The following is a 15,783-nucleotide window of genomic DNA, read 5'->3' as shown; positions in this document are numbered from 1 at the left end:
TTTCTCCCCTCCTGTCCATCTTAGATGTGATATATTGTATTTATATTTTGTTCTGCTAATTGCTTATATATTTTTTTTCATAATAACAGCAGGTAAGATTTTTCCTGTCCAATCTAATTCTACATCTTTGATTTTATCAAACCCATTCTTAACCCAAAATTTAAGTACTGCATTATCATAGTTAATAACTACATCTATTCTCATACACTTGCTTTTTACTTCTTTAGCATATTCCTCTAAAGCCTGATATATTAATTTTCCAACCCCTTTATTTTTATAATTATCATGTATCATTAAGAGTGATAAGTAAGTTTCCTCGCCTATTTTAAAATCTATTATCCCCATTACTTTTCCTGAACTCTTCTCTACTACTTTACAAGAATAGAAATCTGCTTTTCTCATATTCTCTAACTCTTCAAGTACCCATTCATATCTAACCTTATCTGTACCCATATGATTTACCAAAAAATATTTATTGGAATTGTACACTTCAACAATAGCATTTATATCTTTATCCTCCACAAAGTCTATACAAAAATCTCTTAATTTAAAAATCATTTTATAATTACGTCCCCCTGATTGTAAATGAATCTACTACACTATTTTAGAATTGTTAATAGCTATATTGGTTTTGTTGTCATAATAATTGAACGTGGATAAAATCCTAATTTCTGATAAAACGATACTGCTTCGTTCCCATATACTACTGTAAGTTCTATATCATTTATATGATTTTCACCAAACCATTCCATGGCACTACTCATTAATTTGACACCTAATCCTTTTCTTCTATATTGTTCATCAACAAAAAGAACTTCTACCTTTCCGCAAATCCTTTTGATATATGCTATGCAAAATCCTATAATATTGTTTGTTTCAGCGTTAATCAATAACTCAATTCTGTATTTTCCTAATTTTGCGTTTTTTCTATACACTTCTAAACGCTCCTCAAACGTTATTCTTGGATAATCACCAGAAAAATATTCTGATTTACTGTTATGGTATTTATGAAGTTTATCTAATGATTCTCTTAAAATTTCCATTTTTTCAATAGGAATCTGTTTAGTAATAATATCCACAATAATGCCTCCTAATATTTCCCATCTTCATTGATAACATTCTTTTTACTCTAATATTTCGCTTATCCATGAATAGCAACTATCTAATTCTTCATCACTTATCAAATCCGACCTATGTTCAAACATTATCTTAACATTCTTATTTTTTTCTCTTATTATTTTTAAATAATCCTCAATTGGTGCAAATCCTTCTTCTGTTTTTAAATTTGGTAATGCTGGAAAATGAGGAACACCACCTAATTTAAAATTCCATAAATGTACAACCGCAGTATACTTTGAAAATCTTTTAATAATTTCAATTTCATTAAAATCAGAATCTATTTTATGTTGCAAATGAAGTCTGCCAGTATCCAAACAAATCTTTATATTTTTATACTTTTCTAACATACTTTCAAGAAAATTATCTTCACAAATATATTTATTTAATGCGTCAAATTCCAACACAGGAATGAAACTATACTCAAAACTTTTCTCTGATAACCATTGAAAAAGGTATTCGCTATTTTTCTTAAATTTTTCATATGAATATTCAAATTCATCTGTGTATTCACTGCTGTTTGTAAATCGCCAGTTGCTCATATCAAAGTTTTCTTTAAGTATAACTGGCTTAGGATAATGAAACAGTATATACTTAGGTTTAATCTGCTTTTGTTTGATATAAATTAACTCTTCTTCAATATGTTTATATGCAGACTTTTTTACCTCTTCATTTAAAGACAAAAACCGTGGGTCTCTTAACTTTGAAATTCCTGCTCTTAACGGAAAATGAATACCGAATTCAAAGCCTTTTGTTTTAGCTTCATTTGCTAAATTCTCTATATCACTTTCATTTTCAAATAAACATGCTTCCACTCCATAAAAGTCTTTTCTAAAATCTCTATCAAATTTTTTATAATCAAATTTACCATACATCCCAATCATAAAGTTATTCATAATTTTTTCCCTTTCAATAATTGAATTTTGTAATAATCAGTATTCAGGCTTTGCAATAAATCCTGTCTTTTCTCCTCTTTTGAACCCTGAATTTTCATAAAATCTGAAAGTTTCTTCTTTTTTAGAGCCTGTAAGAAGCATTACCTTATAACAATTTTTCTCCCATGCAATTTCTAACGCCTTACTCAATCCACGTCTTCCATATCCACTTTTTCTATAGCTTGAATGTGTAACCACATTTTCAATTAGTCCATAAGGTCGTGCATTTCTTGTTAAATTTCTGATTATAGTCAGGACACAAGAAGCTACTATTTCACCATCAATATCTACCACTATATAATAAGAGTTAGGGTCATTGTATATTTCAGTCCATAGTTTTTCCAAAGCTTCATCAATAATAAGTTCTGGGTCTTCTTGTTTAAGATGTTTGTACAATTGTAGCAACTTTTGTAACTCGTTATACTTAATCAATCTTACTTCTGCTTGTTGTTCCATTTACATCACCCTTTACAATATACTTCTATATCATTACCTTCACTATCAGTAAATTCTAACACCCGATTTTCATTGATTTTTGTTAAAGGAAAGATTATTTCTGCCTTTAAACTCTTTAGTTTTCCTATTAATTTATTCATATTATTAACTTCCAAACTTGGCAGACAATTATCACCCCAAATTACTGTTTCATTAACTTTACCATTGTTAAAAAGGCAAAATTTAAAGCTTTTTATAATAAAAATACTGAATATATCATCTTTCTTATCTACCGTCCGTTCAAATAATTGCTCATAAAAACTAATAGCTCTATCCATATCTTTAACACAAATATATAATGAATTTACAGTTATTTCAAGTTCCAATTTACCTTCTCCTCATATAATATTTTTTTTAAATTTTAAACCCCATAATATCTTTAATATAGTTTGATTTTTCTTCGGATGTTACTAATTCTAATAGCTTAAAAGCGACATCTATTGCTATTGAAGGATTCTAACAACTTCCAATTACCCTTTGTTTATTTTTTTACATTATACCATTTTTAGATTATTTATGAACAATATGAATTTATATTAAACAAATTTTAATACCTAAAACGCCATATTTTTTTTCTTGTTCCTTTGTATAAATATCATATGTTTCATCAATCATACGTTTCATTGGATAACCCTGACACCCAAATAAAGAAAAATCAAAATTACTGTATAATTGCTCAAAATTCTCAAATACATATTTATCTAAAACTTTAACAGTTAATTTTTCTTCCCTGTCAGGAAGTTTATAAAAGATAATTAAATCTCCAACACAAATGGTTTGTCTTTTTTCATCATTCAATCTAACTTCTATAATTTTTTGTCTGTTTTTAATCATATTGAAAGGTTCTTTAAACAGAGTCATATCATGTTCCATTTTAATTCTCCCCCTATTATATAATGTGGTCCACAACAAATTACCATGGTGACGCAACCAAACAAAGAATTATTTTTATTCAATAAGTGACGTATGCTTTGAGACATCTTTTATCCTTCCATTTTCAACAGTATTGCTATTTAAATAGTCATCAAGTGTTTAATTTACTGTTAATCTTTGTCCAAATTGTCCCGCTAACAGAAAAGTCCGAGCGATTCCACTTGCTCCAATAACATCAAACTTATCTGAATCGAAAAGAATTTCTACCTCCATAGTCTTAGGTTCGTTTCCAGTTCCAAACTTATATATGATAATACATTGCTCTATATTGTCTATCTTTTCTTGTTCATCTTCCAAGTTTTTTAATATGCCCTCTGCAATCTTACACCCTAATACAACATGATAATTTCCCCTGTTTTATCCTCACTCTCTTCTACTCTTCCAATATCATGCAATAATGCTGACGAAATAAAAACTTCTAAGTCAACATCTTTCTCATATTTTGAAAGTAACAGGCAAATATTGGTCATAAGGTTTCTTAGAACACTCTAAGAATATTATACTATTTTACCATAAAATAGTATAACCATAAAGATTGAGATATTAATTTTTTTGTTTAACTTAATCCACCAACTCTATCACAAACAAAAACACCACAACTTTATTTCTAACGGGTTCTGTTTTGAGGTGCAAAAGACTTTATCTTTATTTACAAAAGAAGACTCCGTTCTCCGTAGACGGAGATGAATTTTGTTGCTAAATTATTTTTATATAACTTAATATTATAGGATCTATTATGGCATAATATATATTAGAGATTATAAAAAAAGGTGGTGAATATTTTGAGAATAGAAACTAATTCTTCTACAAGAATATATAAAGATAAGCTTAGCTTTGAAAATCTCAACAATTTATCGAATATACTGTATGTTGGTAATGAAGCTAAAATTAAAGCTTATTCAATTCTTGTTTACAATCATGAGAAAGGTCTTTCTAAGAGTATTCATTTAACTATTAAAAACATGTTTAATCTTAATACTTATTATACAAATTATGCTACTTGTGAAGCTAAATGGAATAAATCTTCTAATATTGAATTAAACAAAATGTACATAGATGATTTAAAGCAGAACATTAATCATAGAGAGAAATCTGTTAAAGATTTAATTAATAAAATTAAATTTTGGAGTAAGATTCATACTCATATTATCGATATATCTAAGGCTATTAAAAATAGTAAAACCCTCCCCAAATTTAAGTATTATAGACCATATTTTTTTTATATGTGGGATGATAAGATTTTTGTTGAGGCAAATTATAAAAATAAAACAATTATATATAATATGTACGATTTTGAGCATGCTCTTGTCGTAAAAAAAATTTGCAGATTAACTAATAAACTGAATATGATTAAGCGTGGTATAAGTTATCAAAAGCAAAAACTTGCAAGACTTAATACAAGTGCAGTAAAATCATGTTTTGGTACTAAGAAACTATTCAAAGCTCAGCATACGTTATATAATGAGCATTTTGAATGGAAAGAAGACTTTTATAAAGCTAGACATAAAACTATAGAACTTCAAGGACTTAACACAGTTACACAAGGAAATGCTTGTGTTAAATACAACTACGAAACGAATTTACTAAGTATCCAACTGCCCTATGAAAATAAAATAGGTGCATATCATAGTTCACAATGGTTTGAAGTAGAAAATGTTGATTTTCCTTACCATAAAGACTTATTAATAGAAGCTCTAAACACTAAAAATTCCCCTGTTTCTTGGAGAATTGAAGACAAAGGAGATTATTTTTTGTTTAAGCCATCTTATAAACTACTTAAAGACGAGAATCAAATTAATTATTTTATGGCAAATGGAGTTGTAGGCTATGATATAAACTACGACCATATTGCATGGAGTGAAACTGATTGCATCGGAAACCTATTAGACTTTGGCACTATACATTTTAATATAGCAAATAAAACTTCAGGGCAGATTTCAAAAATTTTAGAAAAGAGTGCCTTAGGGCTTGTTCAAATAGCCAGGGATAAAAATAAACCACTTGCTGGTGAGGATATTAAAAACATCAGTAAATCCAAACTAACTTATGGGAATACTAAACGAAATATGAAAATCAGTATGTTTGCTCATAAAAAAATCATTGAAGCAATCAGTTCCAGGGCTTTTAAAGAAAATTTAGCCGTATTTTATGTAAATCCAGCATACACTAGCCAAATGGGTAAAATAAAGTATATGAAAGCTAAAGGAATATCTATTCATGTATCCGCTGCATACTGTATAGCTCGTAGATCTCTTGGGTATAAAGAGAAAATACCTTTGATATATAGAACATTTACAAACAATTGGAAGGTACTGTCCAAAGAAATTAAAACGCTTAAAGTTCATTACCTCTATAAATTTTCAAGCACCTTCGGATACTCGAATTTAAAAGCTTTTGTAAAAGATATTATAGTAAGCAACTATGCTGTCTTCAAAGAAAAGCCTATTGTAAAGTTTAGTTTTAATTAAATTATTTAGATAAATTACTTCAATATAAAAATAAAAAATGGCTTTATAGCTTATACTTACCCTAAAATCTAAGGTTGCTACGCAGTGAAGGCACTTACGTGATGGGGGTGCATTAATTATGAGCTATTCATGAAATAATTATAATTGTAGCTTATTATAAAAATTAGCTTGTTTAGAATACTAAACAAGCTCTATGTTACAAGGATATTGTTTCTTACGGTTCTTAGTTCAATGAGAACTGGACCGCTTTTACGGTTTACAATCGCCCACTTCTATAAGTGGTGCGTATGTTGAATGTTAGGTTTTAAGCATATTTTTTAACCTTATAAAATTAGGGATTTTTAATAATATTTTACATTTTTGGAATTTATCGATATAAAAATATGATATAATTTCTATAGGTTTAAGTCGGTTTTATAAAAAATGGTGAAGTAAATTTATTTTTAAAAGGTGGGATTGATTTATATGACGAAAAAAAATCTTATAAAAATTTTTGCTATTGTATTTATAATAGGGTTAATAATACTAATGAATAGTATAAATCTAGGAACATATGCAGTTGATAATAACGGTGTACTTAGTAATTATCAAATTGTGCTGGAACAATCTATTATGAACTATAGATTGTTAGGTGGCATATTATCAATACTAAGTGGAATCGGTGTAATAATAAACATGAGTGCTAAGTCATAATATTCATAAACTACATCACACTTGTATAACAACGGTAGTTGATATGGAGTATAAGAAAATAGCTGTTATATTTTCAGTTGGAAATTATAGCACGGATTAACAATTGTCATATTATGTAGGCTTTAAGTTTGAAGTTCGAGGATACAAATACAAATGTAGATGAAAAGAATAATTGGGATATGTTGAGCTTATATAATAGAACATAATTAATATCTATTAGATATGATAGGTTAATATACTTTCAGAAGAACTGTATTATTTTATTAATGAAAATAAAGAATTGTGGGGGTTAAGTTATGAAAATCGTGGTACTTGCAGGCGGATTAAGTCCGGAAAGGGACGTTTCATTATCTTCTGGAAGTCAAATTGCTAATGCTCTTAGAGAAGCTGGTCACCATGTGTTGCTATTAGATGTATATGAAGGTTTAAGAACAAACGAAAGCGAATTTGAAAGTTTATTTGAAGATAAGATTACTGGAAAGCCATATTATTATAAGGTTAAAGGTACCGAGCCTGATTTAAATGAAATAAAGAGAAAAAGCAACAATGGGGATTCTCTTATAGGTAAAAATGTATTACCTCTTTGCCTATTTGCTGATGTTGTATTTATAGCTCTACACGGTTCAATGGGGGAAAATGGTCAAATACAGGCAACTTTTGATTCAATGGGAATTAAATATACTGGAACTGGCTATATTGGTAGCCTTCTTGCAATGGATAAGGATTTAACAAAGAAACTGTTACAACAAGTAGGTATTCCTACAGCTAAATGGTTGACTTTTAGTAAAAATCCACTATCAACAGAATATATAGTTAAAACGATTGGTATACCGTGTGTAGTGAAACCTTGTAGTGCTGGTTCAAGTATAGGAGTATCAATTGTTTATAATATTGAGGAGCTTGAAGCGGCAATTGCTACAGCTAATAAAATTGAATCAAGTCTACTTATCGAGAAAATGATAGTAGGTAGAGAGTTTTCTGTAGGTTTATTACAGGGGAAAGCATTACCTGTTATTGAAATAATACCAAAAGAAGGATTTTATGATTATAAGAATAAATATCAAGCGGGATTAACTCAAGATATATGCCCTGCAAATCTTTTAGAATACGATACAACGAGGATTAAGGGTCTAGCATTAAAAATATGTGAAACTTTACGGCTTGGGACATATTCTAGAATTGATTTTATTTTAGACGAGAGAGACGAATTTATATGTCTTGAAGCTAATACTCTTCCAGGTATGACACCTACAAGTCTAATTCCCAAAGAAGCTTTAGCTGATGGTATTTCATATATAGAATTGTGTAATATCATTGTTAATGCTAGAACAAAATAATACCTAGTTATATTATATTGAGCAATGCCGATTTAATACTAGGTGATAGAACATCCTTATAAGGCATCACAACTACTAAACCCAAATAATCCATTAAACACCGTATTATTCATACTGAATTTACGGTGTTTGATGCCATACTTTAAATCTTAAATAACATTAAATTTAGCATATAATACAACATTTAAATTCAATTTATGTGGTTAAGTTTTTGAGCAACAATTACAAATCTATGCTGTTTGCTTTCAACAAAGCCCTTTTGCTCAACTACTAACTGCAATTGACATAATTGATTAAAACAACTATCAACAGAGAACTTAGGGAATTCCCATTCTATAATTCTCGCATAATAAACCAATGCTCCCACATCCAAAAATCTCTGTTTTGGAAAACATTCATCTGCTTTTAAAATAGTAAAACCTTTACTTCTGATTAAACCCAGATTACTTTTTAAAGTGTGTTCATTGGCGTTAGTTTCATTAAAATCACTTATTAAAAACCTTCTTAGTTCCTTATTATTTAATTCACCAACTTGCTGAGTAATAAACAACCCATTCGGTTTTAACAATCGATAAACTTCGTTCATATCAAAAGACGCTTATCTGTTTATTATGACGTCAAATATGTCATTTTCAAATGGCAAATAATTATCATTAAAAACTTGTCTAACACCAATTCCAAGTGGCATTAGTGTCTTTTTACACAATTCAAAGTTAGGTTGATACGCCTCTGTAGCAAATGTATTATTGTAAGGGTGCTTTAGCGTCAATAAATGTTCCCCGCCCCCAGTTCCCATATCCAATAAAATTGAATTGGCACTTAAATATTGGTGAACCATCTTATCATAATTCCAAGGTAAGGGTTCTTCTGATTTTCTTTCAGCGATATATGAAAAATCCCACCCTTCAAATATCTTTTTTTCTTCCGACAACCAGTACTCTTTTAACTTCATATATTCCATAACATAAACCCCTTTTCATAATTAATTTTGATGAAAAGCAGTGCAGTTATCTGATGCCAAATTTAACTATCTCGGTACAATCTGCTATCAGCTTATGTTAACTGCACCAAGTATTTAATTAGCTTTATTCTTTTCATAGGAGTCACCGCCTTACATAATAGTATTAAAATTTTTAATCATCAAATGACTGTGCTTCGTTTTGCAATGCCTTAATCTTTCTTATAAACTCTGAAACGTTTATATCGTATTCCATAGGGTATTTATAACCAAGCATATTACTAAGTTCCATTCCAATTGTTCTTATTAACTCCTCTGCTTTAAAAAGTTTTATCCAAATATCATAATAATCAATCCCCGAGTATATAGATATAAATTCATCATATAAATCTTTTTTCATAAAACGATTAAACCATTTCCCACATTTACCAACATTAACTTGCCAATCATATTGTGAGCCTATATGCCATGATAAAAGTTTTCTTATTCCATCCATAAAAATTACATCATACATATATTTTACATAAGGTAGTTCATCTCGCCAAATTCCTTTTGCAACATAAGTCTGTATCCACCATAAATTATTTATTAATGAATCCCACTCTTTTTCAGTTGGTTTTCTTACAAAATATCTACTATCGTTGGGTTCGGGTATTTTATCTGTAAGATTATCCTTATCAAGTAGTATTTTACTAAGTGAATCTTCTCCTACCACTACTCTTATTTTTTCTATAGCCTTAAAACAGAGGTCAATTCTTAAACCGTCCTTAAATTGCATAAGAAATATATATGAACCATCATCAAAATTATTTTGTTGTAATATTACAAGATTACCAAACTGCTTTATCCAACTTTGGTTTGTCTTATAGCTTATATCTTCAGTCCCCTTAATAAAGAACACTACATCATAATCCTGCATTATGTCTTTAGGAACATTTATATTTAAACGTGACCCATTTAATATAACCGCTCTAACTTTCTCCTCATTACTGGCAAATTCGAGAATTTGTTTCAATACTTCCTCTTCACTTCTCACCTATAATACCTCCATGAAATTCAATATAATAATATTCTTTAGCTACTTCCTATATGATTCTGCTTTGGGTATTCTCCTTGTTTTTTTTAATAAAACATGGTTGTAAAAAGATATATTTATATAATCCTCTATATCAGAAACCATCATTTCAACCTCAAACATCTTTTCTTGCCAAATTGGGTCATATCTAATCTCATTATTTGGGTGCAAAGCAAAAAACGTTCTAATTCCAAGCACCTTTTCAATATTAATATCTAATTCACCTATCCACCCCGTAATATCATTGATATTATAATAATTTACCTGACCAAAATTAGCTACATTACTTACTCCACCATTAAGCAACCTGATTGCCTCGTCCATATTATTTTCGAAAATGACCTTGGACATGATTCTTCCAGCATGATTGTGTTTTACCATAGAAATTATTCCATTGGGTCTAAGAACTCGATAAAATTCTCTAAATATTTCTTTTGGATCTTCCGCATACTCCAAAACATTATGACATACTACTAAATCAAACGAACTATCTTCTTGTTGTTTTAATTGCTCTATATCCCCAATCATCTGCTTATAATTATTTTTACATATTCTCATTTCTACCATGTCGGCATTTGGTTCTATTGCAACCACCTCATTGTTCTTTGCTAAATGATTTGCTGTAATTCCTAATCCACTTCCGAAATCAAGGATTTTAGAATTAGTTATTTGAGATAGTTGTTCCCAGACTACTCTATAAAACATTACGCCCCAGGGTTTCTTTACGTTTTCTAAATATGATTTAAAAACATTATTCATTATATTCCTCCACTATATATTAAAAATTCAGATATGCTGAATCTACTATATTCTCCGTAAATATTATATTATTTAAACTTAAAAGACATTTTTCCATTAACATCTTTAAACCCATATTTCTCGTACAATTTTCTACCAGATTCGGTAGCATTCAAACTAACCTTACCATACCCCATATTTTTTACATACTCCATTATATCGTTCAAAAGACTCATACCATACCCTTTGTTCCTGTACTGCAAAGTTGTGTACATGTCCGTAAGCAATGCCATTTTTCCATCTAAATTATATAATGAAGGAGTAATATTATATAAACAAATCATACTTATAGCAACAACGTCTCCGTCTATCACTGCTAAAAATGCTATAGTTTTCCTGTTTTGTAAGCTGCCATAGTAGAATTTTTTTAATACTTCTGAGTATTTATTCCAATCATAATTTTCAATATTTTTGTTTGCTTCCTTAAGTAATAGAATTCTTAATTTTACGAGACTATCTATATCATCAATTGTCGCCATTCTTATCAATACCACTTACCCCTCCCTAATTATTTTACTATTTTACATGTCAAATATTATATCGTACTATCTATATTCAGAGCTCTCATTCTCTTCAAGTTTATAGCATTTTTGAAATTTCATTTAAAATAATTCACTTTATAATTTTATAGCTTTTATAATAAATGACATTGGTATAATCTTAGCCTTAAAAGCTGAATAATATTTTTCTGAAAAATCAGCAGCATTATTAATTGTTTCTGTGTCCGTATTCTCAATTAATCTTTCAACCTTCATACCTGCGTTTGAAAGTGCATTTATGTATGTTGATAACTTCCAATTATAAAGCGACATCGGTTGTCCACCTTTTTTCATATTTATTAATTCTTCCTCCATATACGAGCGATTAAAAAAAATCTTGTCATCCTTTGCTTCCAAACACTGCATAAGTGGATTATCCCAACTAAAAACAAATATCCCGCCTGGTTTAAGATAATTAGATATCATATTTATTGTCTTTTCCAAATCAATAGTCCAACCTAAAGCATATATTGAGTAAACAATATCAAAATAATTTAATGGTATCCCAGGATTATTTTCCATTGGTGAAACAAAAAGCTTTTGTGAGTAACCGCTTTTATTAAGAACATCTTTAGCACTTTTTATCTGTGTTGATGAAATATCAATTCCCCACAATTCGGATGCACCCTTTTCACCCATATAACACAGCGAATGACCACTACCGCACCCTATATCTAATACATATTTACCTGAAACATCTTCAAATAAATTTAATTCATCCTCTTTAGGAGTAAATGGGCCATAAGTAGGAAGCGCTGTTACTCCAAACCAATCATCAGCTATGATATCCCAACTCTTACCGTTTTGGTCTAATATTTTTTCATTGTTCATGACATATCCCTCCGATTTTGATTTAATTGTTTCATGCATTTCTGACTAATTGTTATTACCATACTACTATCATATTTTAGCTTAAAATAGATATTAATGAATAATATAACCGATTACATTCTCATTAATTTCTTCCATTTAAAATTTCTATAATATACTGTTTTGATTGTCTTCTATTTCTAAATACTATTACTTGTTTATTATCCTTTTCAAGTTTATCAATATTTATTTGACCTGGTTTATTAGAGAAATTCCAAATATACTTCATAAATTCAAAATCAAACTTTTCAGGGCAACCCTCTGGCATATCAGGTCTTATTTTACCTAAATTTGTTATAACTCGTTTAAAGTAACTCAATAAGCAAACAACTCTACTTAATTTAAAATATATTATTGTATCGGCCTTTTCAAGTCGAATATCTATAGTACCCCCATAGTTACCATCTATTATCCATTCATCTCCTGCTATTAACTTCTTTTGCTTTCTCACCCATTCAGTCCTCGGAGTTTCAATCCATCCATTATTCCAAAACTCTTTATCAAGATGAATAAGAGGGATACCCGTGATTTTTGACAACTTCATCGAAAATGTACTTTTGCCACTACCTGGTGAACCTATAACCATTATTTTTTTTGCCATGCTACTCATTTACATCACCCCTTCATTCTAAACATATCAAAATATCACTTACTAAAAATTATTATCAAATAATAATTTTGCCATTTTTTATCTCCTTTATTTTCTACAAAATATTGAATTCATCTTCTTCTCAAACAACACTATCCTTCAATACAATAAGTTAGTTTATCATATTCCACTTCAATTCCCTGCTTTATAGATTTATAGTTCTTTTCCTCTTTAATTTTAGTCATACCACACTTTTCCATAACTCTGTAGGATGCTCGATTTTTATTAGTACATGTCGACATAATCTTAGTAATGTTTAATTTATGAAATGCATATTTAATGATTTCTCTAACCGCTTCTGTCATATAACCATTGTTCCAATATACCTTATTAGAAATCCAACCGATTTCTGAGAATTCTTCTTTTGTTTCTAACGAAATGTTACCAACAACTTTGTTGTTTTCCTTCAATTGAATTGCAAATTCATACCAAGTAACTGTATTAGAATTCATACAAGTAGTACATTCATCAATAAACTTTCTGATATTATTTTTGGATTTAGGCCAATATATCATATATTTACCTGTATCCTCATCACATCCGTATTCACTTATATCATAGCAATCCTGTTCCGCAATTGGCCGAATTATTAACCTATCAGTTATTAATATATCCACAATAATACACCTTCTTTAATACTTTATCATTAGCAAATAAACTATGCAAAATCCTATCTCTGTACGAAATCTTTTAACTATTATACCATTTATTGCAATTATTCTCTATATTTACATATAACTTATATTTAACTCTGCTTTTTTCTTGATTTCTAAATAATCATTAATAATATTTCTTTTCTCTCCTAATCAGCTACTTATTTTTTTGTCTTATCATCGCAAAAAAAGACCCTACCGATAGCCTTTTAAATTTTGCTATAGGTAAAACCTTATATATATTAATTCATAATATTAGTTATCCAAATACTGATACACATCCATTGGTATTCTATCAATGACTTTTCTCTCAATGATATAATTTATAAAATTACCGTCTCTCCTTTTACGAAGTACCCCCGCTTTATACATGATTTTAAGGTGCTTGGATACTCCAGCTTCAGTGATGCCTACTTCTTTAGCTATTGCTTGAGTGGAATTGATTTTTTTATAAATACAACTTAAAATCTTTATTCCTGTTTCATAACATACTGATGCTTCTTTTTTAAGTTTCCTCACAATAATAATTTACTATCCTTCCCTTAAGGGAATCTCCAACCAAGGCGAACGGCAACATTTTGTTATATGCTGTTATGTCACCGCTAGTTTTTAATTATAGGATTTCCCAGACCTCAATCATTTTATATTAAGGCATTACTCAATAAATTAATACCTTAGAGCATAGCTAACATATCTTGAAGTCCATGAACAAATGAAGGTAATAAAATGTTACTATTACGAGTGTATATAAATATAAACCATAATGCACCGATTACCCCCCCAAGAATGTTAATGTTTGAAGCATTTCCTAGTATGAAAGTTTCAAATATAGTCTTGTTATTGAAAACAATATCAATTGGTAAATGCATCACTCCAAAGAATACACCACTTAAAATAGTTCCCCATATTTTTCCAAACCCGACAACGAGCCTTGGCCATAAAAAGCCCCTAAAGATTAATTCTTCATAGAAACCAATAAGAACAATGTAAAAAACTGAATCACATATAAGTTTTTTACTAAAGCCTTTATTACTTATGTAATAAATCCAAAACATAGAAATAAGAGAAATGCCAATGTATATAGCAGACTTAAATCCTTGTCTTCTTAACCCGATCGTATTTATTTTTTGTTTTCTAAATTTCAAAACAACTATTACAGATATAAATCCAGGTATATCCATTAGTAATGCAAATATTAATTTGTAAATAGAATTTGTTGTATCGTTTCTTATTATCGAAAATAATGGAGATATTTTAACTAAATATAGATTTAAAAACATAACTATGAATATAAATAAAAAAAACATTACAGCAATTATTCCATCTTTCTGCTCTATATCCGAAAAAATCTCATTAGGAAACATAGTTTTACTCAGTACTTTCAAGGCTAATCCCCCTTCAAGAATTAATAACTATTTTTTAATACTTTTTAGGAATGGCATATAACTATAGTATTCTCGACAGTTATATCGGAAATATTTATTTTAGCAGTAGTTAACCATAACATACCAAGGTTGCGCACTTCATGAAAAATATGGACTAATTTTAAATATAAAAACTTATCGTTCTTAATACAATTTAGGCAAATGTCCCATTTGAACCATTGCATTTATATATGTTACGAAACGTTGATTGTTTTTTTTATATCATGCTCACTTATATCAATAAAAATTATTATTTTATACATGAGACTACATCCAGCACAGGTAAAATAATATTCTTTAGTAGTTTCTTCAAAGAAGAAACTACTATCATTAATTTTTGCTCTCTTAACAATTTGATCTGTATATTTCATCAATTCTGGATAAGCCTCATATCATCATCATTTAAGGTTATAGACATAGCATTGCACTGCTGTAAAAAGTACCGCTCTATTTCCTTAAATGTATGCAGATGGGTACATACAGTTACTAATTTAGCATATTCTTGCAGCAACCACTTAAGTTTTTCGTCTCCTTGAGTATCTGATAATTTACTACCTTGCTATAAGAACTAATAATACCACAATCTTTATCTCTGTTAAGAGACATTAATATTCCCCCATTCCTCTAAAAGTTATATCAGTAAATTTTATTACTGTTTATTTTGTTTTTTACTTGGTCTTGGATTATTAACTTCAGCTTGTGCAACTGCTATCCTGAAAGACCACCCACTATATTTTACTATTATGGAACACTTCTTATAAGCATCAATATTAAAATTAGTTATATATTATTATGTCAAAAATCCACTAAAATGTAAAGCAGTTCCTTTAATAAATATCA

At 29.2% G+C, this 15,783-nt stretch carries 21 protein-coding genes; 3 read left to right on the top strand and 18 right to left on the bottom strand.

Going from position 1 to position 15,783, the window contains the following annotated elements; genetic code table 11:
* Window positions 1–63: 63 nt before the first annotated feature.
* The 7 genes from LL038_RS01870 to LL038_RS01840 all read right to left on the bottom strand — a co-directional run bounded on the left by LL038_RS01870 (window position 64) and on the right by LL038_RS01840 (window position 3,776).
* On the bottom strand, window positions 64–558 hold the full coding sequence (locus LL038_RS01870) for a GNAT family N-acetyltransferase (RefSeq protein WP_216125478.1): 495 nt from the start codon (window positions 556–558) through the stop codon (window positions 64–66).
* A 62-nt stretch (window positions 559–620) separates the two neighbouring features.
* Window positions 621–1,079, bottom strand: coding sequence for a GNAT family N-acetyltransferase (locus LL038_RS01865; RefSeq protein WP_216125477.1), 459 nt, complete (start codon window positions 1,077–1,079; stop codon window positions 621–623).
* A gap of 45 nt (window positions 1,080–1,124) precedes the next feature.
* Window positions 1,125–2,012 carry a sugar phosphate isomerase/epimerase gene (locus LL038_RS01860; RefSeq protein WP_216125476.1) on the bottom strand — a complete coding sequence of 296 codons (888 nt, stop codon included), beginning with the start codon at window positions 2,010–2,012 and terminating at the stop codon, window positions 1,125–1,127.
* Window positions 2,013–2,048: 36 nt separating this feature from the next.
* The gene (locus tag LL038_RS01855; RefSeq protein ID WP_216125475.1) at window positions 2,049–2,507 is read right to left on the bottom strand and encodes a GNAT family N-acetyltransferase; all 459 of its coding nucleotides are present in this window, start codon (window positions 2,505–2,507) and stop codon (window positions 2,049–2,051) included.
* 5 nt (window positions 2,508–2,512) lie between these two features.
* On the bottom strand, window positions 2,513–2,872 hold the full coding sequence (locus tag LL038_RS01850) for a VOC family protein (RefSeq protein WP_216125474.1): 360 nt from the start codon (window positions 2,870–2,872) through the stop codon (window positions 2,513–2,515).
* 205 nt (window positions 2,873–3,077) lie between these two features.
* Window positions 3,078–3,419, bottom strand: coding sequence for an ASCH domain-containing protein (locus tag LL038_RS01845; protein WP_216125472.1), 342 nt, complete (start codon window positions 3,417–3,419; stop codon window positions 3,078–3,080).
* Between the two features lie 159 nt (window positions 3,420–3,578).
* Complete coding sequence (locus LL038_RS01840; protein WP_253200120.1) at window positions 3,579–3,776, bottom strand: hypothetical protein; 198 nt, start codon at window positions 3,774–3,776, stop codon at window positions 3,579–3,581.
* A gap of 485 nt (window positions 3,777–4,261) precedes the next feature.
* On the opposite strand from LL038_RS01840, the gene LL038_RS01835 reads away from it, so the two are divergent.
* The 3 genes from LL038_RS01835 (at window position 4,262) to LL038_RS01825 (ending at window position 7,977) form a co-directional block, all read left to right on the top strand.
* Entirely contained in the window at window positions 4,262–5,947 is a 1,686-nt protein-coding gene (locus LL038_RS01835) for a hypothetical protein (protein WP_268055976.1), read from the top strand.
* 465 nt (window positions 5,948–6,412) lie between these two features.
* Window positions 6,413–6,640 (top strand): hypothetical protein, encoded by a 228-nt coding sequence (locus LL038_RS01830; protein ID WP_216119761.1) that lies wholly within the window; start codon window positions 6,413–6,415, stop codon window positions 6,638–6,640.
* 296 nt (window positions 6,641–6,936) lie between these two features.
* Complete coding sequence (locus LL038_RS01825) at window positions 6,937–7,977, top strand: D-alanine--D-alanine ligase family protein (RefSeq protein WP_216119760.1); 1,041 nt, start codon at window positions 6,937–6,939, stop codon at window positions 7,975–7,977.
* 190 nt (window positions 7,978–8,167) lie between these two features.
* Here LL038_RS01825 and LL038_RS01820 read toward each other — a convergent pair whose 3' ends face one another.
* The 11 genes from LL038_RS01820 to LL038_RS01770 form a co-directional block, all read right to left on the bottom strand.
* Window positions 8,168–8,563 carry a hypothetical protein gene (locus tag LL038_RS01820; RefSeq protein ID WP_253200188.1) on the bottom strand — a complete coding sequence of 132 codons (396 nt, stop codon included), beginning with the start codon at window positions 8,561–8,563 and terminating at the stop codon, window positions 8,168–8,170.
* 12 nt (window positions 8,564–8,575) lie between these two features.
* Window positions 8,576–8,938 (bottom strand): class I SAM-dependent methyltransferase, encoded by a 363-nt coding sequence (locus LL038_RS01815; RefSeq protein WP_253200187.1) that lies wholly within the window; start codon window positions 8,936–8,938, stop codon window positions 8,576–8,578.
* A 172-nt stretch (window positions 8,939–9,110) separates the two neighbouring features.
* Window positions 9,111–9,971, bottom strand: coding sequence for an aminoglycoside 6-adenylyltransferase (locus LL038_RS01810; RefSeq protein WP_216119759.1), 861 nt, complete (start codon window positions 9,969–9,971; stop codon window positions 9,111–9,113).
* A 42-nt stretch (window positions 9,972–10,013) separates the two neighbouring features.
* On the bottom strand, window positions 10,014–10,769 hold the full coding sequence (locus LL038_RS01805) for a class I SAM-dependent methyltransferase (RefSeq protein WP_216119758.1): 756 nt from the start codon (window positions 10,767–10,769) through the stop codon (window positions 10,014–10,016).
* A 68-nt stretch (window positions 10,770–10,837) separates the two neighbouring features.
* A complete protein-coding gene (locus tag LL038_RS01800) occupies window positions 10,838–11,302 on the bottom strand; it encodes a GNAT family N-acetyltransferase (RefSeq protein ID WP_216119757.1) in 465 nt (154 codons plus the stop codon).
* A gap of 123 nt (window positions 11,303–11,425) precedes the next feature.
* On the bottom strand, window positions 11,426–12,178 hold the full coding sequence (locus tag LL038_RS01795; RefSeq protein ID WP_216119756.1) for a class I SAM-dependent methyltransferase: 753 nt from the start codon (window positions 12,176–12,178) through the stop codon (window positions 11,426–11,428).
* Window positions 12,179–12,302: 124 nt separating this feature from the next.
* Complete coding sequence (locus LL038_RS01790) at window positions 12,303–12,827, bottom strand: DNA topology modulation protein (RefSeq protein ID WP_216119755.1); 525 nt, start codon at window positions 12,825–12,827, stop codon at window positions 12,303–12,305.
* A gap of 131 nt (window positions 12,828–12,958) precedes the next feature.
* Window positions 12,959–13,483 carry a GNAT family N-acetyltransferase gene (locus tag LL038_RS01785; RefSeq protein ID WP_268055975.1) on the bottom strand — a complete coding sequence of 175 codons (525 nt, stop codon included), beginning with the start codon at window positions 13,481–13,483 and terminating at the stop codon, window positions 12,959–12,961.
* A gap of 291 nt (window positions 13,484–13,774) precedes the next feature.
* Entirely contained in the window at window positions 13,775–14,038 is a 264-nt protein-coding gene (locus LL038_RS01780) for an ArsR/SmtB family transcription factor (RefSeq protein ID WP_216119754.1), read from the bottom strand.
* 155 nt (window positions 14,039–14,193) lie between these two features.
* Window positions 14,194–14,904 carry a CPBP family intramembrane glutamic endopeptidase gene (locus LL038_RS01775; RefSeq protein ID WP_216119753.1) on the bottom strand — a complete coding sequence of 237 codons (711 nt, stop codon included), beginning with the start codon at window positions 14,902–14,904 and terminating at the stop codon, window positions 14,194–14,196.
* Window positions 14,905–15,137: 233 nt separating this feature from the next.
* A complete protein-coding gene (locus tag LL038_RS01770) occupies window positions 15,138–15,317 on the bottom strand; it encodes a hypothetical protein (protein WP_268055974.1) in 180 nt (59 codons plus the stop codon).
* Between the last annotated feature and the right edge of the window lie 466 nt (window positions 15,318–15,783).

The sequence above is a fragment of the Clostridium estertheticum genome, from assembly GCF_026650985.1.
Classification (GTDB): domain Bacteria; phylum Bacillota; class Clostridia; order Clostridiales; family Clostridiaceae; genus Clostridium_AD; species Clostridium_AD estertheticum_C.
The sequence above is the reverse complement of the archived record's forward strand: the minus strand, read 5'-3'. Positions and strand labels throughout refer to the sequence as shown.